Annotated in this window: 15 protein-coding genes; 7 read left to right on the top strand and 8 right to left on the bottom strand. The window is 64.7% G+C overall.

Annotated features, from left to right (window positions below):
* A partial coding sequence (locus tag SR3_RS07395) for an NAD(P)/FAD-dependent oxidoreductase (RefSeq protein WP_068083064.1) occupies positions 1-910 on the top strand: 910 nt, incomplete at its 5' end.
* Positions 911-952: 42 nt separating this feature from the next.
* On the opposite strand, the gene SR3_RS07390 is transcribed toward SR3_RS07395, so the two are convergent.
* From SR3_RS07390 to SR3_RS07370, 5 genes are all read right to left on the bottom strand, one after another.
* The gene (locus tag SR3_RS07390; protein WP_068083058.1) at positions 953-3,937 is read right to left on the bottom strand and encodes a TonB-dependent receptor; all 2,985 of its coding nucleotides are present in this window, start codon (positions 3,935-3,937) and stop codon (positions 953-955) included.
* 91 nt (positions 3,938-4,028) lie between these two features.
* A complete protein-coding gene (locus SR3_RS07385) occupies positions 4,029-4,904 on the bottom strand; it encodes a FecR family protein (protein ID WP_084455137.1) in 876 nt (291 codons plus the stop codon).
* A complete protein-coding gene (locus SR3_RS07380) occupies positions 4,901-5,437 on the bottom strand; it encodes an RNA polymerase sigma factor (RefSeq protein ID WP_068083046.1) in 537 nt (178 codons plus the stop codon). The genes SR3_RS07385 and SR3_RS07380 overlap by 4 nt, the downstream gene beginning before the upstream one ends.
* 93 nt (positions 5,438-5,530) lie before the next feature.
* Positions 5,531-6,784: a M24 family metallopeptidase gene (locus SR3_RS07375; RefSeq protein ID WP_068083043.1), complete on the bottom strand. Its 1,254-nt coding sequence runs from the start codon at positions 6,782-6,784 to the stop codon at positions 5,531-5,533.
* Between the two features lie 67 nt (positions 6,785-6,851).
* Positions 6,852-8,615, bottom strand: coding sequence for a GGDEF domain-containing protein (locus SR3_RS07370; RefSeq protein ID WP_245653815.1), 1,764 nt, complete (start codon positions 8,613-8,615; stop codon positions 6,852-6,854).
* A gap of 162 nt (positions 8,616-8,777) precedes the next feature.
* Between SR3_RS07370 and SR3_RS07365 the strand changes: the two genes are divergently transcribed.
* The 6 genes from SR3_RS07365 to SR3_RS07340 all read left to right on the top strand — a co-directional run bounded on the left by SR3_RS07365 (position 8,778) and on the right by SR3_RS07340 (position 17,978).
* Positions 8,778-10,022 (top strand): FAD-dependent oxidoreductase, encoded by a 1,245-nt coding sequence (locus SR3_RS07365; protein ID WP_068083039.1) that lies wholly within the window; start codon positions 8,778-8,780, stop codon positions 10,020-10,022.
* A 19-nt stretch (positions 10,023-10,041) separates the two neighbouring features.
* Positions 10,042-10,446: a c-type cytochrome gene (locus SR3_RS07360; RefSeq protein WP_084455135.1), complete on the top strand. Its 405-nt coding sequence runs from the start codon at positions 10,042-10,044 to the stop codon at positions 10,444-10,446.
* Positions 10,447-10,772: 326 nt separating this feature from the next.
* Positions 10,773-13,628, top strand: coding sequence for a TonB-dependent receptor (locus tag SR3_RS07355; protein WP_068083034.1), 2,856 nt, complete (start codon positions 10,773-10,775; stop codon positions 13,626-13,628).
* A gap of 100 nt (positions 13,629-13,728) precedes the next feature.
* Positions 13,729-15,339, top strand: coding sequence for a family 43 glycosylhydrolase (locus SR3_RS07350; protein WP_068083031.1), 1,611 nt, complete (start codon positions 13,729-13,731; stop codon positions 15,337-15,339).
* An 85-nt stretch (positions 15,340-15,424) separates the two neighbouring features.
* The gene (locus tag SR3_RS07345) at positions 15,425-16,828 is read left to right on the top strand and encodes a peptide MFS transporter (RefSeq protein WP_068083029.1); all 1,404 of its coding nucleotides are present in this window, start codon (positions 15,425-15,427) and stop codon (positions 16,826-16,828) included.
* On the top strand, positions 16,818-17,978 hold the full coding sequence (locus tag SR3_RS07340) for a winged helix-turn-helix domain-containing protein (protein WP_068083025.1): 1,161 nt from the start codon (positions 16,818-16,820) through the stop codon (positions 17,976-17,978). Before SR3_RS07345 ends, SR3_RS07340 begins: the two co-directional genes overlap by 11 nt.
* A gap of 7 nt (positions 17,979-17,985) precedes the next feature.
* Here SR3_RS07340 and SR3_RS07335 read toward each other — a convergent pair whose 3' ends face one another.
* Genes SR3_RS07335 through SR3_RS07325 form a run of 3 tightly spaced genes read right to left on the bottom strand, consistent with a single transcriptional unit; the run spans position 17,986 to position 19,909 of the window.
* Positions 17,986-18,417 carry a PaaI family thioesterase gene (locus tag SR3_RS07335; protein WP_068083022.1) on the bottom strand — a complete coding sequence of 144 codons (432 nt, stop codon included), beginning with the start codon at positions 18,415-18,417 and terminating at the stop codon, positions 17,986-17,988.
* 2 nt (positions 18,418-18,419) lie between these two features.
* Positions 18,420-19,598: an acetyl-CoA C-acyltransferase family protein gene (locus SR3_RS07330; protein ID WP_068083019.1), complete on the bottom strand. Its 1,179-nt coding sequence runs from the start codon at positions 19,596-19,598 to the stop codon at positions 18,420-18,422.
* Positions 19,598-19,909, bottom strand: a complete 312-nt coding sequence (locus SR3_RS07325) for a hypothetical protein (protein ID WP_068083016.1) — start codon at positions 19,907-19,909, stop codon at positions 19,598-19,600. The genes SR3_RS07330 and SR3_RS07325 overlap by 1 nt, the downstream gene beginning before the upstream one ends.
* Positions 19,910-19,979 lie beyond the last annotated feature (70 nt).

The raw sequence follows: 19,979 nt of genomic DNA, 5'->3' as shown, positions 1-19,979 counted from the left end.
CTGGGCCGCCGGTGGCGCGCCCCGCCGCCTGCCGCTCGACAAGGGCGATGCGGCCAATGTGCTGGCCATCCGCACGCTGGCCGATGCCGATCGGCTGAGAGCGGCTGCCGCCTCGGCTGAAAAGGTGGCGGTAATCGGCGGCGGCTATATCGGGCTTGAGGCCGCCGCCGTGCTGACCAAGGCTGGAAAACAGGTCACCTTGCTGGAGATGCAGGACCGGGTGCTGGCGCGCGCCGCCGGAGAAACCCTGTCACGCTTTGTCGAACAGACCCATCGGGCGCATGGCGTCGATCTGCGTCTGGGCATCGGCATCGAGGCGTTGGAGGGGGATGCTCTGGTCACCGGCGTGCGTCTGTCGGATGGCGCGGTGATCCCTTGTGATCTGCTGATCGTGGGCATCGGCATCGTGCCCGAAGTCGCGCCGCTGGAAGCTGCGGGGGCGGCGGTGGGCAATGGCGTGTTGGTGGACCGGCATTGCGCCACCAGCCTGACCGGCATCTATGCCATCGGCGATCTTGCGGCCCATGCCAACGGCTTTGCCGATGGTGCGACGGTGCGGCTGGAATCGGTGCAGAATGCGGTGGATATGGCGATCACCGTCGCCCGCAACATCGCTGGCGAGGCAACGCCCTATAGTGCCCTGCCATGGTTCTGGTCGAACCAGTATGATCTGAAGATCCAGACCATCGGCCTGTCTGCGGGGCATGATGCCTCTATCCTCCGGGGCGATCCGGCGGCGGCCGGCTTTTCCATCCTCTATATGAAGGGTGGGAAGGTGATCGCGCTCGATTGCGTGAACATGGCGCGGGATTTCATTCAGGGGCGCGGGCTGATCACCTCCGGCGCGCTGGTGGCGCCCGATGTGCTGGCCGATCCCGCAGTGCCGCTCAAGACACTGGTGCCGCAATAGGATGGTCCTCCCCGCCCGGGCGGTCCGGGCGGGGAGGGGGCATCAGAACTCGGCGCTGAAGCCGAAGGTGAAGGTGCGCCCGCTGGTGGTGTAGACCTCCTTGCGGTTGGGCCCCACAGACTGGACGATGGGCTGGTTGGTCAGGTTGATGCCCTCCGCGATCAGGCGCATGCCCTTGTGGATGTTCACATGGGCCTGAAAATCGACGTTATGGCTGCCCTCGATGGCGTCGCCCGAATTGTCGAGCGCGGTGCCCGCGCCGATCAGATAGCGGCTGCGATAGGCATCGGAAATACGCGCCCCCCACAGCTTGTTTTCATAATAGAGCGTTACGTTGGCCGCCCATTTCGACAGGTTGGGCAGCTGAATGACCTTGGGCACATTGCCGTAATAGGCGGTCTGGTGCCCATCGAACCAGGTGCCGTTGGCCACCACGCCCAGATGCCTGAGCGGCCCCGGCAGGAAGGTGAAATCATGCTGGAAGGCCGCCTCGATACCCTTGATCCCGGCGCCCGCGCCATTGACCGGCTGGCTCACGTCGAAGGTGGTGTTGGCATCCTCGCCCTGGACCAGCAGCGAGAGCGGCAGGCCGGTCTGGCTGTAGGGCATCTGCGTCGTGTTGGGCGAGATGAAGCTGTCCATATGCTTGTAGAAAAAGCCCAGCGAGGCGATGCCGCTCTGGTCCATGTAATATTCGACCGACCCTTCCACCGACGTGGCCTTATAGGGCGTCAGGAAAGGATTGCCGAAGCTGACACTGCCGCCATTGGGCCGCGTGGTGATCGAGCCTGCCGCCGCCAGATCGCCCAGCGCGGGGCGGTTGACATTGCGGCTGGCGCTCAGGCGCAGGATCAGCGCCTTGTTGACGTCCAGCGCGACATTCGCCGAGGGCAGCCAGCCATTGCTGTTGTTGCGGATCGACCGGGGTAGCAGACCACCGGTGGTGAACAGATGGCCCGATGAGGTGAGATCGGTGGAGTAATAGCGCACACCGGCATTGGCGCGCAGCCGCATGTCGCCCAGCATCGTGTCGAGATCGAGTTGCGCGAAACCGGCCCAGGTCTTTTCATCGACGCGATAATCGCTGCCCGCCTGCAGGTAGGAGGCGTTCAGATCGCGCGGATCGCCGATGTAGCTGTAAACGCCGTCCACATTGCCCACGATGTACTGCAACTGCGTCTGCGGGGCGACGGTCTGCTTGAGGTTGTTGGGAATGGCCACGTCGGCGGGCACATTGTGGAAGACCTTGTTGTTGTACTGATAGCCGCTGTTGGTGAAATGCTTGAAGGCGCCGCCCGCCTTGATGGTCAGCGTGCCTGTCAGCTTGTAGGCGGCATCCAGCTTGCCGTTGGCATATTTGCTGGTGATGGCGTTTTCCTGCGTGTCCAGACGCTGCAACGCCCAGTTGTTGGGATCGGTCAGATCCTTGCCATAGGTGTTGACGGGCATGGCCGGGCGTGTGTCGAAGCTGAAGGCGGTGTTCTTCAGTTCCATGAACACCTTGTCGAACACCGGCTGGGCGAAATCCGATTCCTCATAGCCGCCCAGCGCGTTGACCGTCAGGCGGTCGGTGACGTTCCAGCTGAGATTGGCCACGCCCTGATAGAAATTGGTGTGGTTCTCGACGATGTGATGTTCGGAGCGCTGGTCGATGCCGGTGTAGCTGGCGGCGCGCAGCGTGTTGGTGTTGTCCACCACCGCGCTCTGGATCACCTGCGTGCCGCCGATGGGGCTGCCGGTCAGCGCATTGGTGCCCGCGCTGGCGATGGCATAATCGTCACGGTGGTCCCACAGACGCCCATAGAGGAAATCGACATCCAGCTTGAAGTCCTTGCCGGGGTGATATTGCAGCGAGGAGGTGATGCCCAGACGCTTGCGATCGGTGTACCAGCTGGAGGGTGATTCCGCCGTGGGCGCCCAGACGCCGCTGAGCAACGCGCTGCGCGTGGCGGCATCGATGTTGGGGCCGATGTTGGCGGCATTGTATTTCGTCAGGCCCCAGCCCCAGTTGCGATAGCCGAACTCATTGCTGCGGATCTGGCTGTAGGCCACCGAGACCAGCGCCGCCACATCGCCCCAGTGATGCGAGGCGAGGCCCACCAGGCGCGGCGTGACGCCGGTGGTGTTGGTGTTGGTCTGCCCCTTAGCCGAGACGATGAACTTGTCCCCCACATCGAAGGGCTTGGCACTGGTCAGCTGCACGGTGCCGGCGATACCGCCCTCATCCTGTTCCGCCGAAAAGCTCTTCTGCACCGCGACCCGGCTGAACAGCTCCGAGGCGAAGAGGCTGTAATCGAAGGAGCGCGAGCGGCTGACCGCGCCGCGGTTGTCCATGCCCGATGCGGTGTTGCCCAGCACCTCCATGCCGTTGAGCTGGGTGCGGGTGAAATCGGCGCCAAGGCCGCGCAGGGCGATCTGGCGGCCCTCGCCGCTGTCACGCGTGATGGTGATGCCCGCCACGCGCTGCAGCGATTCCGCCAGATTGAGATCGGGGAAGGCGGCGATATCGGAAGCGACGATATCGTCCTCGGCCCCCACCGCGTGGCGCTTGAAATCCTGCGCCACGGTCAGGCTGTGGCGAAAGCCGGTGACGGTGATCTGCGGCGCGGCGTCCGGGTCTTCGGGAGTGGCTGCGCCGGGGGCGGGTTCCTCGCCGCGCACGGCGGCCAGCTGGACCGGGCGGGGACGGGCCGCCGCCGCAACGGGGGCGGGCTTCAGCACCGCCACGCCGTTCTGGAAGCTGGCCGTCAGCCCGGTGCCGCGCAGCAGATGGTCGAGCGCATCATGCGCCGCGAAGGTGCCTCGAAGCCCTGCCGTGCGGCGGCCACTGATGGCCTTGGGCGCCACCACCACCTGCAGGCCGCTGGCTTGCGAGAATTGCGAAATGGCGCTGCGCAGATCGCCCGAGGCGATATCGTAACGCAGCTGGCCCGCGACATTGGTTTGGGCAGCACTGGCCTGTGCGCCGCCCGACATGCCCAGCACCGCCGCGAGGGCGAGCAGCGAAATTCCCCTGTTGCTCATCATCTGTGTTTCTCCGCTTCGACGCGCTTGCGTCTCGAAGGGAAGACGGGGCCCTAACCCATTCCGGACAAAAGAATTTTGTTGCAATATGGCGTCAGTGGGATGACGTTTTTGTGTCGCCGTCGGCGGTGGGGACAAGGCGCAGATTTTGCCCCTGATGCTCCAGCGTGAAGCCGTAAACGCTGCCGATGGCGCCCAGCAATTGTTCGGAGCTGTCGAGCTTGAAACGGCCCGTCAGCCTCTGATCGGCCAAGGCTGGCGGCGGCGGCAGGATCACCGTGCCGCCGCGCCGGTTGAGCGTCTCGACCAGATCGCCCAGCGGCATGTCATCGGTGTCGAGCCAGTCCTGCCGCCAATCCTGTTGCCTCGCATCGAATTGCGTGGGCTCGCTGGCGATGCCATCGGTGAGATGAGCGCGCCAGCCCGCGCGCACCGTCACGCCCTGCTGCGTCACCTGATTGCCGAAGCGTACCGCGCCGCGATAGACCGCCAGCTTCACATCGTGATGCGCCAGATCGATGTCGAAAGCCGTACCCAGCACCTGCGTGCGCGATCCGCCCGCTTCGACGGTGAAAGGGCGTTCCGGCTGATGGGCGATGTCGAAATAGGCCTCGCCCTTGTGCAGCACGGCATGGCGCTGGTCCTTGCCGAGTGTGACATCGAGGCTGGTTGCGCCATCCAGTTGCAGCGTGGAACCATCGGCCAGATGGACGCTGAGCCTTTGCCCGCGCTGCGTTTCATAATGCTCGGTCGGCGGGGCTTCGGGCGCGATACCGTCCTGTTGCCACAGGCCGGCCCCCACTGCCAGAGCCAGCGCCGCCGTCACCCCGGCAGCCAGCTTGCGGCGGCGCGTTTCGCGCATCGCCCGAATATCCTCGTTGGACAGCCTGCCAAAAGCAGCAGCCTGCGCCAACGCCTCGCCCAGCGCGGGATCCTCAAGCGTGGCCTGATGGCGCATGGGGTTGCTCATGGCCGCGCTCCCCCGGGCAGTCCGCGCTTTTCCAGCGCGGCGCGCAGATCGGCAAGGGCGCGGGTGCAATGCTTCTCGATGGCCGCCACGCTCAATCCCAGATCCTCCGCGATGGTCTTGCTGGCGATGCCGTCGAGGCGGCGGCGCAGAAAGACCTCGCGCCGCAGCGGCGGCATCACCCGCAGGGCGCTCACCAGAATCTCCACGCGCTGGCGGTAATCCAGCACGGTCTCGATGCGGGGCTGGGGGCAGGCGATCTCTTCGGTGAGCTCTTGCGCCTCGGGCATGGCGCGGCGGGCGCGGAAATAGTCATGCACCAGATTGCGCGCCACCTTGAAGCAAAAGGCGCCCACATTGGCGACGCTGCGCTTCTGGCGGTAATCATAGAGGCGCAGCCAGGTTTCCTGAACGATATCCTCGCCATCGGCATGGTGCCTCAGCCGCCCGCCGACGAACTGCAGCAGCGCCTGATGCAGATCCGCATCGTCGCGCTCGGCATGGGGCCGCATCGCAATCGAGCTGATCTCATTCACTGCGCCTTGCCCTCCCTGCCGGTCTCCATCCGGAGTCGGCCCGGAGTCGGCAAGGAGCTAGTCGAGAAGCATGGAGCGCGCGTGACAGTCAGGCTAGACAGGCTGCTCCAGCGAGATCGGCGGCGTAGAGAACCATGCCGGGCCGCTGTCCGTCATATGGAAGCAATCCTCCAGCCGCACGCCGAACCTGCCGGGCAGATAGAGGCCGGGCTCGTTGGAAAAGCACATGCCGGTGGCCAGCAGCGTCGCCTCATTATGGACAAGGTTGACCGGCTCATGCCCGTCGAGCCCGATGCCATGGCCGGTGCGATGCGAAAGGCCGGGCAGGCGGTAGCGCGGGCCAAACCCCTGCTTTTCGTAAAAAGCGCGGACGGCATCGTCGATCTCGCCGGCTTGCAGGCCGATCCGCGCCTTGCGGAAGGCCACCTGCTGGCCTTCGTGAACGGTCTCCCACACGCGGCGGACCTCGGGCGTCGCCTTGCCGGGCACGAACGTGCGCGAGATATCCGACTGATAGCCCTGCACCGTGCAGCCGCAGTCCATCAGCACCACCTCGCCCTCACGCACCCGCTGCGGTTGATGCGAGCCATGGGGATAGGCCGCGGCCTCACCCAGCAGGACCAGCGCGAACTCCGGCTTGCCGCCCAGCTTGACCGTGGCGGCATTCATCAGCGCGCTGATGTCGCGGGGGGCCATGCCTTCCCTGATGCGCGGCCAGACCCAGCGATAGGCGGCGATGGTGATCTCTGTCGCCTTGGTCATCAGGGCGATTTCCGCAGGGGTCTTGATCATGCGGCAGCCACGCACCACCGGATTGGCCGACACCACCCTGAGGCCCGGAGCCAGCTTGCCAAGCCCATCGCTGGCGAAAAAGCGCACCGTTTCCTCAATGCCGACCGTGCCATGGGCAAGGCCGCGCTCCTTCAGCGCACCAGCGATCAGGGCGATGGGGTCTTCATCCTCCTGCCAGACGCGGATCTGCGCGGGGATGCCCAAAGTCTGATGCACAGAGGGTTCCTCGAAGAAGGGGGTAACGATCACGGCATCGCCCTTCTGGAACAGCAGCGCGGCGGTGAGCCTTTCGCTGCGCCACCATTCCACGCCGGTGAAATAGACCATGCTGGCGCCCGGCTCGATCAGGATGGCGTCGATCTGATGGTCGCGCATCAACTGGCGCGCCCGCTCGATCCGGGCCTCGCGCTCGGCGGTGGAGATAGGGGCGATGCCTTGCGTGATATCGGAGAGATCGCTGGTGTCGATCTCGGCCAGCAGGCGGGCGGGCAGCAGCGTGGAAAGCGCCAGCGCGCCCGTGCCGAGGAGAAGGTTGCGTCGGGGGAGGGTGATCATGGCCAGACCATGGCATGCGTTGGGCGAGGCGCCAAGCAGCAGGCCCCGTGCCCCTGTGGAGAGGCCGTTACGACAGGATCAGCTGCCGTTCCATCTCCGGCGGCTCACCGGGCGTCTGAACCACGACGACGCGATTGCGCCCCTGCCGCTTGGCCTGATACAGCGCCTCATCGGCCAGCCGATAGAGGCTCTGGAATGTGCCTGTCGCATCGGCGCTCAACTCGGCCAGACCGACGCTGACTGTCACCATGCCTAGCGCCCCATGATCGCATTGCGCAATGCCTTCGCGCATGTTTTCGGCAAAATGCAGCAGCGGCAGGCCTGAAAGCCCGGCCACCATCGCGGCGAACTCCTCGCCGCCGAAACGCGCCACGGTGCAGACGGCGCCGTCCCAACGCTCCAGCCGCCGGGCCAGCGTGCAAAGCACCAGATCGCCTGCTTCATGGCCATGGGTGTCATTGATGGCCTTGAACTTATCGACATCGAGCAGCAGCAGCGCCAGCGGGCTGCCCTCGGCGCGGGCGGTGTCCAGCATCGTCTCGGCGGACTCGACAAAGCCGCGGCGGTTGCGCAGGCCGGTCAGCGGATCGCGCCGGGCCAGATCCTGGGCCGAGGCCGCGGCCTGACGCGCCCGGTCGCGCTCCAGGCGGATGCGGGCGAAGCGATGCGTCGCCGCGACGGAGAGCCACAAGGTCTGCCATGCAGCCGCCAGCAGCACCAGCATCTGCGCGCCGCCGCCCCACAGCAGCGTGTCCATGTCGAGGAACTGCGTGCAGGCCAGCGCCACCATCGGTACGATCCATGCCCCGGCAAAGGCGCGGGCCTCGCCGCTGCCCCGGCGCCACGCCAGCGTCAGGCAGACCGCCACGGCAAAAAGGGTGGAGAGGGTCAGCCCATCCAGCACCCCGGCCCATGCGGCGATCGGCCCGCTGCGCATCACGCTGAGCGGCACGCCGATCAGCCCCACGCCCAGCCCCAGCGCCATGGTGATCCGGCGCAGCCAGCCGGGCAGATGATTGCGCGACAGGGCGGTGAGCGCGCTTTGCGTCGCCAGCGTGATCGCCAGACAGGCCAGCGCGGTGCAGATTTGCGCGCTTGGCGCGCCCGCAAGGTCAGGGGCGATCAGCAGGGCAAGCTGAGACCAGAACAGGCCCCACACCACCATGCAGGCGGCCCAGGCGGCCTGCCATGCCGGGAACTGACGCCGCACGGCGAAGGCCAGCGAGGCATTGTAGACCGCCCCCAGCAGCAACAGCAGCAAGGCTCCGCCCACCGCCGTGGCGAGCACTGTCGCCTGCTGGCTGGCCTCATCGCCGCCCAGCAGGCGCAGACGGAGGTATTCGTAATGGGTCAGCCGGTCAAAGCGCAGCATCATCGCCTGCAACGGTGCATCGCGATGCGGAGCGCTGAACACGATCTGACCGCCCGCGCGCCAATGCGCGCCAAACTGGCCGGTGGCGATCTGCTGCCAATGGATCTGTCCGTCGGTGTAGAGAAAGCCCACAAGCAGCCGATCAAAGCGAGAGTTGTGCATCATCAGGGTCAGGTCATGGCGGTCGAGCCCCGGGGCGGTCAGATCGGCGCGCAGCCACAGGCTGGCCTGCTGGTAGTTTTCGGGTTTGCCGCTGCACTGGAAGGGCGGCAGGGCGTGGCGCTGCGGGACGGCGACAGGCGTCACTGCATGGCACAGATCATGCCCCAGAATATGCGAGGCGGCCGACGCAGGCGCGGCAGTCAGGGCGCAGAAGGCAAGAGCCGCCAGCAGGGCCGTCCACCAGCTTTTCATCTGCACTTTCACCAGCCCCCGGGTTAACCATGGCGACCATGGCATGGTTTTCTCATCAAATCCTTACGATGGACGGCGATTGACCTTTGCGGGCGATGGGCCTTGGCCCCGGCCTGGCGGATTTTGCGCATTGCGCGGCGGTGGCCTGCCTGTAGGCTGGTGAACCGCCATGGCCAGAAAATTTTCCCAAGGAAAGCAAGTGTGCCGATGAGTTTCGACAGCCCCTTCGATCGCCGCCGCCTGCTGGGCCACTCGCTGGCTGCGGGCGGGCTTGTTTCGCTCTCGGGATGTGTGAGCGGTGCTGGTGGTCCGGCGATGGCCTCGCGGATCATCGGTGCTGCGCCCAGTCTTGCGCCGATGCGGGCCAGTGTGGATCGCATCACCGATATCAAGGTCTGCCTGCGCCCCTTCCGCCCCCAGGGGCCGAGGCTGGATACCGAGATGCTGGGCGATACGCTGGTGATCCACAATTACGGCCATGGCGGCAGCGGCTGGTCCTTGTCATGGGGATCGGCTGAGGTGGCGGTCGGTAAAGCCGCTGCTGCTCTGCCAGACCGCCTGGCGGTGGTCGGTTGCGGCATCATTGGCCTGACCTCGGCGGTGATGGCGCAGCGTGCGGGCATGCAGGTGACGATCTACACCAAGGAGGTGTTTTCTCGCACCCGTTCGGTGCGGGCCAATGGCAGCTGGACGCCGGATTCGCGCATTGCTCTGACAGCGCCCGCCGGGGAGGCCTTTGGCGCGCTGTGGGAAAGGATGGCGCGCTTTTCATGGAAAAGCTTCCGCAGCTATCTGGGCTTGCCGGGCAATCCTGTCGATTTTGCCGACAATTATCGTCTTAGCGATGAACCTTTTACCGCGCGGGAGGAAGAAGAGGCTCCGCCGCCCGGCAAAGGCAGTTACGCCTCCACCGGCATGCCTCAGGACAGCAGCGAATTCGCCAGCTATGGCGAGCGGATCGCCGATATCACCCCCGGTCACGAGGTCTTTGCGTCCGGCAGCACGCCCTTCGCCGCGCCCTATGTGCGGCGCAGTTCCAACATGTTCTTCAACTTCTCCACCTATGGCCATTATCTGATGCAGGAGTTTCTTGAGAACGGCGGCAAGATCGAGATTCGTGAATTCCACGAACCCGGCGAACTGGCGCAATTGAAGGAAAAGGTGGTCATCAACTGCCCCGGCTATGCAGCGCGCGACCTGTGGCGAGACAGCAAGCTGATCCCGGTGCGTGGCCAGACCGCCTGGCTGATCCCTCAGGCCGAGGTGCATTATGGCATCTACACCAACAATGTCTCGGCGCTGTCGAAGGCGGATGGGCTGATGATTCAGGGCTTTAACGGGCTGGGTGACATGGAGGGCGTGGGCGACAGCTCCGAACTGCCCGACCGCGCCGAAAGCGAGGCCGCCGTGGAGGTGATCCGCAAAGCCTTCATGGGCTTCAAATTTGGCTGAGCGGGGGAGGGCACAGATCATGCACAGACTTGCGATGATGTTCGCCGTGCTGGCGGCGGCGGGATCGGTCTCGAGCGCCGCGCCTCCAGCGCCGACGCCGGGTCGCTATACGGCGGAGCAGGCTGCCCATGGCGCGCAGGTCTATGCGCAGGCCTGCGTCATGTGTCACAAGCAGGATCTGGGCGGTGATTTCGATACGCCGCCGCTGGTGGGCCGTTTTGCCCGCAACTGGGCCGACAGCAATCTGGCCAGCCTTGCCGATGACCTGCACCGCACCATGCCGCAATTCGCGCCGGGTTCCCTGAACGCTCAGGACAATGCCGCGGTGTTGGCCTACATCCTTCAGGCCAATGGCGAACCTGCCGGAACGCAGCCCTTGCCGAGCGATCCGGCGGCTTTGGCAAGGATGCCGTTCAAACCGTAATTACGCCCTTGCGCAAGCGGATGGCATGCTTTGCGCACCATCTGTCTCAGGATGCTTGACAGGCGATGAATCCCTATGCCAATTCTATGACACCGGTTTCCATTAATGGTAGCGCTACCTGAAGGAGGGGCGGTTATCCGGGCGCCGGGACAGAAACGATAAGGCCCGCTGATTGCGGGAGGGAATGGATGCATCTGCAGGAAGCCCGTCATTGCGAGGCATGATGCGCATCAGCGCGTCTGCCTGAAAAAATGACACCGGTGCCATTCCCTCATCACGATCACGCCCGGCATCAGGGGCAGGCAAAAAACATGAGGGACATGGGAATGGGACACAGAACAACAGGGTTTTATGCCAAGCGCCTCGGGCTGATCGCAGGCACCGCGCTGGCCTCGGCCGTCGGTATGCCGGCCATGGCGCAAAGCGCGCCCGCCGATCAGGCTTCTCCACCTCCGGCCACTGCCCCCGCAGAGGCCGAGCCCAGCGCTATTGTCGTCACCGGCTTTCGTCAGTCGCTGCAGGCTGCGCTCAACCTCAAGAAGGCTTCGGCCAGCGCGGTCGATGCTATCGTTTCGGAGGATATCGCCAAATTCCCCGACCAGAATCTGGCCGAATCGCTGCAACGCATCTCCGGCGTGGCGATCACCCGTGATGGCGGCGAAGGCCGCGAAATCACCGTGCGCGGCCTTGGCAGCCAGTTCACCGTGACGCGCCTCAACGGCTTGCCCGCTCAGGCCACCAGCAGCGCCAATGACTCGGCCAACCGCGATCGGTCCTTCGATTTCAACGTCTTCGCCTCCGAACTGTTCAAATCGCTGGTTGTTCACAAGACCGCCGAGGCCAATCTGGACGAAGGCTCGCTGGGGGCAGTGGTGGATCTCAACACCGGCCATCCGCTGGGCGCCAAGACCGGGCTGACCGGCCTCGTCTCCGCTTCGGGGTCGTGGAACACGCTGTCGGGCAACGTGGGGCCGCGTCTGGCCGGGCTGCTCAACTGGAAGAACGATGACGGCACGCTGGGCATCAACGCCTCGGTCGCCTATTCGCAGGGGATTACCGAGGAACTGGGCAACAACACCGGGCGCTGGGCGCAGGCGCCCTTCAATTCGGTGACCACCGGCGGCGTGACCACGCCCTGTTTCTCGGGCAGCAGCTATGTGCATTCCAGCGCCTGCGATCAGGCCTCGCTCTCCTTCCATCCGCGCTTTCCGCGCTATGGCATCATCACCCATGACCGCCAGCGCTTGGGGCTAACCGGCGCCATCGAATGGCAGCCCGATGACGCCACCCATCTGGAGATCGACGGCCTGTTCTCCCGCTTCCACGAGGACCGCACCGAGGAATGGGCCGAAGTGCTGTTCCGCTCGAACGAAAAGGGCATCGATGTCGTCAACCCGACCTATGACAGCAAGGGCAATATGGTCTCGGGCACGTTCAACAATGCCTATCAGCGTGACGAGCATTACCACCAGATCCAGAATTCCACCTTCTATCAGATCAACGCCCATCTCACCCATGATCTGACCGACCGGCTGAAGGTCGATATTCTGACCGGCGCTTCCAAATCGGTGCTGGCGATCCCCATGGCCACCTCGATCATGCTGGATGACCGCACCGCGCAGGGCTATTCCTACAATTACGCCAATATGAAGTCGCCGGTGCTCAGCTTCGGCACCTCGGTCACCGATCCGGCCAATTTCCAGCTGGCCGAAATCCGCGATACCCCATCCGACACCAACAACACCTTCCGCACCTTCAAGACCGACTTCGAGTGGAAGACCACCGACAGCCTGACGCTGAAACTGGGCGGTTTCTATCGTGAATTCGGTTTCAACACCTGGGGCGGCACGCGCAGCACGCTGGTCTGCCCTTCCACGCCGGGCAAGGATCTGGTGCTGGGGACGATCACCTGTTCGTCGAATTCGGTCACCAACAATGGCTTCCCGATCAATTCCAGCATGGTCGATACGGTCAATCTGGGCAATGCGGGGCAACCGGCGGGCACCACCAGCACTTTCATCGTCGCCAATCTGCCCGCCACCACGGCCTACACCAACCTCTACAACCGCACCCTGCTGCCTGACAGTTCGAACATTCGCTCGGTGCGGGAGGCGGACAGCGGCTTCTATCTGCAGGGCGACTGGAAGACGCATGGGCTGGGCATGGACATCACGCTGAACGGCGGCGTCCGCTATGCCCATACCGCGCAAAGCTCCACCGGCCTGCAGAACGGCACCACCAATGTGACCGTGCATCGCGGCTATGATGATTGGCTGCCCTCGGCCAACCTCAACTTCTTCCCGCGTCATGACATCATCCTGCGTCTGGCCGTGGCCAAGGTGATGACGCGCCCCTCTCTGGGCAATCTGACACCGGGCGGATCGGTGGATTCCTTCAACTATGGCGTCAGCTATGGCAATCCTCAGCTCGATCCCTATCGCGCGGTCAATTACGACGCGGCGGTGGAGTGGTATTTCGCGCCGCAATCGCTGCTCTCCGTGGCCTTCTTCCACAAGGATGTGTCCAGCTTCCCCACCGCCACGGTGACGCAGGGCACCTTCGCCTCGACCGGCCTGCCCATCTCGCTGCTGGCCAATGGTTCGCCCGCAGCGCAAAATCCGGAAGGTCGGGTGTGGACCATCACCTCGATCGGCAATGGCGCGGGCGCCAAGCTGAACGGCGTCGAGCTGGGGCTGCAGACGCCGTTGCGCTTCCTGCCGGGGCCGCTGAAAAATCTCGGCGTGATCGCCAACGCCACCTTCACCAATTCCAACGCCACCTACAATGTCAGCGGGCCGGGGACGAGCGTCAACGCCAATGGCACGATCACCCTGCCTGCCTCGACGGTGACCTCGACCTTCTTCGGCCTGTCCAAGACGACATGGAACGCCACGCTGTATTATGACAAGGGCCCGTTCGAAGGCCGCGTCAGCTATTCCTATCGTGGGCCTTACAACGATCAGAACAGCGGCACGGGCAACATCTTCGAGGGTTATGGCGCCTATGCCAGCCTCGACGCCGCGCTGCGCTATTCGATCAACAAGCGGATGGAGATTTCGGTGGACGCCACCAATCTGCTCGACCGCTACATCAACCACTGGACCGATGCGGCCACGCAGCGCGCCTATGAGTATCAGCATACCGGCCGCAGCATCATTTTCGGAGCCCGCTACAAGCTGTAGCCCAATGCTCCGCGTGAGGGGCCGGACCATCCACTCCCCCCGGACCGGCCCCTCGCGGCATGCACGACCCTCTGACCACATTCTTGCAGGAAGAACCAGGATGACCGGATTGACGCGACGCGGATTGCTGGAAGCCGGAGGCGGCGCGGCCCTCGCCGCCAGCCTGAGCGGGGAGGCGAAAGCGGTCTCGGTCGGCGCGCCGGGCATCGCGCCCGAACGCTTCCCATGGCGGCGCGGTTTCGACGGGCAGCGCATCGCCGATCTGGGTGACGGCACCTTCCTCAACCCGATCCTTGCGGGCGACCATCCCGATCCGGCCATTCTGAAGGACGGGCAGGATTATTACATGACCTTCTCCAGCTTCGATTCCTATCCGGGGCTGCTGATTTGGCATTCGCGCGATCTGGTGAACTGGCGGCCCCTGAAGGCGGCGTTGCACAAGAACATCGGTTCGGTCTGGGCGGTGTCGCTGGTCAAGCATGGCGAGCGTTATTACCTCTACATTCCGGTCAAGAGCGAACCCAACTCGATCTTCGTGATCTGGGCCGACCATATCGAAGGCCCATGGAGCGATCCCATCGATCTGCAGATGCATGATCATATCGACCCCTGCCATGTGGTGGGCGAAGATGGCACGCGCTGGCTGTTCCTCTCGGGCGGCGACCGGGTGCGGCTGAGCGCCGATGGCCTGTCAAAAGCCGGGCCCGTCGAGCATGTCTATGACCCGTGGCATTACCCCTCCGACTGGATCGTTGAGGGTTTTTCCCCCGAAGGCCCCAAAGTCTTCCGGCGGGGCGACTATTTCTATCTCGTCACCGCCGTGGGCGGCACCGCCGGGCCGCCCACCGGCCATATGGTGATCGCGGCGCGCTCACGCTCGATCGACGGGCCTTGGGAGAACTGCCCGCACAACCCCATCGTGCGCACCACCAGCGTGAACGAGCGCTGGTGGTCGCGTGGCCATGCCAGCCTGTTCGAAGCGCCCGACGGGCAATGGTGGTCCGCCTATCACGGCTATGAGAACGGCTATTACACGCTGGGAAGGCAGGCGCTGCTCGATCCGGTGACATGGGATGCCGATGGCTGGTTCCATATGACCGGGGGGGATCTGTCACGCCCCATGGCCAAGCCGAAAGGCGGCACGGCGCTGACGCATGGGCAGAAGCTGTCCGATGATTTCGCGCAGTTGGAACTCGGCACGAAATGGAATTTCTTCAAGCCCGGCCCGCATGAGGCGCAGCGCGCCAGCGTGCAGGCCAATGTGCTGCATCTGGCGGCGGCGGGCAGTGCGCCGCATGATAGTGCGCCGCTGCTGCTGCTGGCGGGCGATCAAGCCTATCGCTTCACCTGCGACATCGAGATCGATCCGGGCGCCGTGGCCGGTCTGCTGCTGTTCTATGATGAAAAGCTCTATGCCGGGCTGGGCTTTACGAAAGACCATTTCGTCACCCACCAATATGGCATGGAGCGGGGCAAGCCGCGCAACCCCTTCGGCCAATCCATGCGGATGCGGGTGACCAATGACCGGCATATCGTGTGGTATGATCTGAGCGGCGACGGCGGCGAAAGCTGGACCCGCTTCGACCGGGGCATGGAGGTTTCGGGCTATCACCACAATGTGCGCAACGGGTTCCTGATGCTGCGCCCGGGGCTTTATGCCGCCGGGCAGGGCGGCGCCCGCTTCCGCAATTTCCGGTTTGAGGCGCTGTAACCAGCGGTTTTGGGTGCAAGGCGCTGCAATCAGCGCCTTGCAGGAAAAGCCCGCATGCCTAAGATGCGGCCATGGATATCCAAGCATGACCGCCGCGCCTGACGCCCCCCACCAGTCGCTGCCGGAACATCAAGCCGACCGCTCCTTTCTGGGCCATCCCCGGGGGCTGGCCTATCTGGCCTTCTCCGAGGGGTGGGAGCGCTTTTCCTATTACGGGATGACGGCGCTGCTGGCGCTTTACAGCGCGCAATACCTCTTCAAGCCCGGCCATATCGAGAAGATCTGGGGCTTTGCGAGGTTTCGCGCCTTGCTGGAAAGCTTCTTCGGGCCGCTCACCCCGCTGACTTTGGGCGGGGCGATTGCCGCGCTTTACAGCGGGCTGGTCTATCTCACCCCGCTGCTGGGCGGCTTCATCGCCGACCGTTACATCGGGCGCACCCGCGCGGTGATCTTCGGCGCGGTGACGATGGCGGTGGGCCATTTCTGCATGGCCTTTGATGAGACCTATCTGGTCGCTCTGGCCTGCATCCTGATCGGCAGCGGCTTTTTCAAGGGCAATCTGGCGGCGCAGGTGGGCGATCTCTATGCGCCCGGCGATCTGCGAAGGGCCGATGCTTTCCAGATTTACGTGCTGGCCATTCAGGTGGCGGTGATTGTCTCGCCCATCGTCTGCGGTTTTCTGGGGCAGAAAATCGCGTGGCATTTCGGCTTTGGCGCGGCGGGCGTGGGCATGCTGATCGGCCTGTGCATCTATCTCTCCGGACGCCGCTGGCTGCCCGCCGAACCCAAACCGGAACCGGGCCATATCGCCGAACCCCGCCCCAAACTGCTGCCCGGCGAGGGCAAGCGCATCGCCGTTCTGGTGCTGCTGATCCCGGTGATCGCCTGCGCCTATGTGGGCAATCAGGAGATTTTCGCCGCCTATGAGTTGTGGGGCGACGCGCATTACCAGCTGGTCTTTTTCGGCAGCGCGATTCCCGCCAGCTTTCTGATCTCGCTCGACGCCATCGTCTCGAGCGTACTGCTGGTCTGTGTGGTCGCCTTCTGGCGCTGGTGGGGCAAGCATCACCGCGAGCCCGATGAGATCACCAAGATCACCATCGCCACCTTTATCGCCGCTCTGGCACCGCTCAGCCTGGCGTTGGGATCGATGCATGAGGCCGCGACAGGCGAAAAGGTGGGGCTGGGCTGGGCGCTGGGCTTTCACATCCTCAACAATCTGGGCTTTGTGAACATCTATCCGGTGGGCAGCGCGCTCTATTCGCGGGTGGCGCCCAAGGCGCTGGGCTCGACGATGATGGCCGCCTATCTGCTGGCGCTGTTTCTGGCGGGCATGATCGTGACCAAGTTGGCGACCTTGCTCGACAAGCTGCCCGGCGCGGTGTTCTGGGGGATGCATGCCGCGATCGTTGCGGGGGCGGGCGTGGCGTTCCTGATCGTGCGCGCCGCCGCCGGACGCCTGCTGACGCCGAGCGCCGATGAAGCCTGAAACGATCGGATTGCCGCAGGCCCGCCGTATCGCGCTTGCGGCTCAGGGCTTCGGGGGCAAGCGGCATGACGCCCCCGGCGGCAACCATCTGCAACGCGTGATCGGCAAGGTGCAGTTGCACCAGATCGACAGCGTCAATGTGTTGACCCGGGCGCATTACCTCCCCGCCTTTTCGCGGCTGGGCGCTTACGATACGGCAGATCTGGACCAGTTGGCATGGGGCCCGAAACGTCAGCGCAGGCTGTTCGAATATTGGGCGCATGAGGCCTCCCTGCTGCCCTTCGACATGCATCCCCTGCTGCGCTGGCGGATGGCCCGCGCCGACCGGGGCGAAACCGGCTGGAGTGGCATGCGCGCCTATGCCGGTGAACGCCGCGCGGAAGCCATGGCCGTGCTGGAGCGCATCCGCGGCGAAGGGCCGATGGCCGCTTCGGATTTCGAGGCGCACAAGGGCCAGTCGGGCTGGTGGGAATGGAGCGCTATCAAGCGCACGCTCGAATGGCTGTTCTGGGCCGGACATATCACCACCACCACGCGCCGCCGCGCCTTCGAACGGGTCTATGATCTGCCGGAGCGGGTGCTGCCCGCCGCTGTGCTGGCCACCGCCACCCCGCCGGATGAAGAAGCCCATCGCGCTCTGATCGAGCGCGCCGCTCGCGCCCATGGCATCGCCACCGACAAAGAATTGCGCGATTACTTCCGCCAGTCCCCGGAGCAGGCGCGCGCCGCCATCGCATCACTGGCGGAGGAAGGCGTTCTGATTCCCGTGGCGGTCGAAGGAGGACGCCCCGCCTGGCTCCATCGCGACGCCCGTCAGCCGCGCCGGGTGGAGGCGCGCGCCCTGCTGGCCCCCTTTGACCCGCTGATCTGGGAGCGGGACCGCACGGAACGCCTGTTCGGCTTTCGTTATCGCATTGAAATCTATGTGCCTGCGGAGAAGCGGATGCATGGCTATTACGTTCTGCCCTTCCTGCTGGGCGACCGGCTGGTGGCGCGCGTCGATCTCAAGGCCGACAGGGCGCAGGCGCGGCTTCTGGTCCGCGCGGTGCATCTGGAGCCGGATGCGCCCGCTCACACAGGTGAAGCTCTGGCCGAAGAATTACAGGCCATGGCCGGATGGCTGGGATTGGAGGCGGTTCATCACGGATGACATCCGCCTATGACCGCTCTCCCATCGATTGCACGATCAGGGTCGAGGTGGCGGTGGCCAGATCGCGCCCGGCGGGATCGCGGATCACCCCTTCGGTGAACACCAGCTGGCGTCCTCCCTTCTGCACCCGCCCCACCAGCGTCAAGGGGCTGGGCGACATCTCGATCTTGCGCAAATAGGCGATCTTCAGCTCCGCCGTCACCGAAAATGTCGCCTCGGGCATCAGCGTGCTGCCCGCCAGACCGCAGGCGCAGTCCAGCAGGGCGGCGATATAGCCGCCATGCATCACGCCGAGCCGGTTGCGGAACATCGCCTGAGGATCGGCCTGCATGGTGATCTCCCCCGCCGCCACGGCGATCAGCTTCAAGCCCAGCAGGCGGCTCATCGGCGCGTCCAGATGGTCTTCAATGAGTGCCATGGCGGCGGGGGCAATGGCCATGCTCAGACCGCCTCGACCACCAGCGCGATGCCCTGACCGCCGCCGATGCACATGGTGGCCAGACCATAGCGGCCGCCGATGCGATGCAGCTCATGCACCAGCTTGGTGGCAAGGATGGCGCCCGTCGCGCCGATGGGATGGCCCAGCGAAATGCCGCTGCCATTGGGGTTCACCCTGGCCGGATCGAAGCCCAGCTCGCGCGAGACGGCGCAGGCCTGAGCGGCAAAGGCCTCATTGGATTCGATCACGGCCATGTCGCTCACGCTCAGCCCCGCCTTGGCCAGCGCGTTGCGGGTGGCGGGCACCGGGCCGATGCCCATATAGGACGGATCGACCCCGGCATGGCCATAAGCCACGATCCGCGCCAGAGGTTTCAACCCGTGCGCCTTCACCGCCGCCTCGCTGGCCAGCACCACGGCCCCGGCGCCGTCGTTGATGCCGCTGGCATTGCCGGCGGTGACGGTGCCTTCCTTGCGGAACACTGGCTTGAGGCGGGCGAAATCCTCGGGGGCGGCATCGTGGCGGACATATTCGTCGGTATCGAACACCGTCACGCCCTTGCGGCTCTTGATCTCCACCGGCACGATCTGGCTGGCGAAACGGCCTTCCTTGATGGCCCTGGCGGCGCGTTGCTGGCTTTCCAGCGCCAGCGCATCCTGATCCCCGCGCGAGATGCCGTAACGCTCGGCGACATTCTCGGCGGTGACGCCCATATGGATGGTTTCGAAAGGATCGGTCAGCGCGCCGACCAGCCCGTCGACCAGCGCGGCATCGCCCATCTTCTGGCCCCAGCGCAGGGCGGGGGCAAAATAGGGCGCGCGGCTCATCACCTCCACGCCTGCGCCGATGGCCAGATCATGGTCGCCCAGCATGATCGACTGCGCCGCCGAGACGATGGCCTGAAGCCCCGAACCGCACAGACGGTTGACGGTATGGGCCGGGCTTTCCTGAGGCAGGCCCGCGCCGATCGCGGCGATGCGCGCGGCATAGGCATCGCGCGGCAGAGTATGGATCACATTGCCCAGCACGAAATTGCCGATGTCCTCGCCCTGCAGGCCCGCACGCTCGATGGCGGCGCGGGAGATCAGCGCCGCCAGCTCGCCGGGCTGCTGGTCTTTCAGCGCGCCGCCGAAGCTGCCGATGGCGGCGCGGGCTGCGGCAACGATGTAAACGTCAGTCATCATACTCTCCTGATTCGATGGATTATTCTGTATTGAGCGTAGCGAAACGCGCGTCCTTGGCCGCCATGATTGCGATCAGCGGAGCCGGTTCCCACGCCAGCCGTTGCGCCCTGCCGCCAGAGCCGCAACCCGCCGCGTGAGCTCTGCCGCGCCGATGCGATCGGCCTGAAACAGCGGTCCGTCTCTGCAAGCATGGCTTCGGCAAGGGTGGCGTCAACCTCGATGCCCAGTTCCCCCATGGCTTCGTCGAAGTGCAGCACCTCATTCAGCAGGAAGGGGGCGTCGTCGATGGGGGCTCGATAGGGGGGCATGCCTGGTTCTCTCGTCCGTTTCAGGAGGCTATACCAAACACTTGTTACAATCAACGACCTAGCATGCCTG

This window comes from Novosphingobium rosa NBRC 15208 (genome assembly GCF_001598555.1).
In the GTDB taxonomy this organism is placed as follows: Bacteria; Pseudomonadota; Alphaproteobacteria; order Sphingomonadales; family Sphingomonadaceae; genus Novosphingobium; species Novosphingobium rosa.
Note: the sequence above shows the minus strand (reverse complement) of the source record. Positions and strands in the feature narration are given on the sequence as shown.

What these genes read in the sequence shown, in the direction of transcription:
- SR3_RS07365 (WP_068083039.1), top strand. Translation starts at nt 8,778, where the DNA reads ATGAGTTTCGACAGCCCCTTCGATCGCCGCCGCCTGCTGGGCCACTCG.
- SR3_RS07345 (WP_068083029.1), top strand. Translation starts at nt 15,425, where the DNA reads ATGACCGCCGCGCCTGACGCCCCCCACCAGTCGCTGCCGGAACATCAA.
- SR3_RS07355 (WP_068083034.1), top strand. Translation starts at nt 10,773, where the DNA reads ATGGGACACAGAACAACAGGGTTTTATGCCAAGCGCCTCGGGCTGATC.
- SR3_RS07330 (WP_068083019.1), bottom strand. Translation starts at nt 19,598, where the DNA reads ATGACTGACGTTTACATCGTTGCCGCAGCCCGCGCCGCCATCGGCAGC.
- SR3_RS07335 (WP_068083022.1), bottom strand. Translation starts at nt 18,417, where the DNA reads ATGGCCATTGCCCCCGCCGCCATGGCACTCATTGAAGACCATCTGGAC.
- SR3_RS07370 (WP_245653815.1), bottom strand. Translation starts at nt 8,615, where the DNA reads ATGCCATGGTCGCCATGGTTAACCCGGGGGCTGGTGAAAGTGCAGATG.
- SR3_RS07350 (WP_068083031.1), top strand. Translation starts at nt 13,729, where the DNA reads ATGACCGGATTGACGCGACGCGGATTGCTGGAAGCCGGAGGCGGCGCG.
- SR3_RS07385 (WP_084455137.1), bottom strand. Translation starts at nt 4,904, where the DNA reads ATGAGCAACCCCATGCGCCATCAGGCCACGCTTGAGGATCCCGCGCTG.
- SR3_RS07375 (WP_068083043.1), bottom strand. Translation starts at nt 6,784, where the DNA reads ATGATCACCCTCCCCCGACGCAACCTTCTCCTCGGCACGGGCGCGCTG.
- SR3_RS07390 (WP_068083058.1), bottom strand. Translation starts at nt 3,937, where the DNA reads ATGATGAGCAACAGGGGAATTTCGCTGCTCGCCCTCGCGGCGGTGCTG.
- SR3_RS07325 (WP_068083016.1), bottom strand. Translation starts at nt 19,909, where the DNA reads ATGCCCCCCTATCGAGCCCCCATCGACGACGCCCCCTTCCTGCTGAAT.
- SR3_RS07360 (WP_084455135.1), top strand. Translation starts at nt 10,042, where the DNA reads ATGCACAGACTTGCGATGATGTTCGCCGTGCTGGCGGCGGCGGGATCG.
- SR3_RS07340 (WP_068083025.1), top strand. Translation starts at nt 16,818, where the DNA reads ATGAAGCCTGAAACGATCGGATTGCCGCAGGCCCGCCGTATCGCGCTT.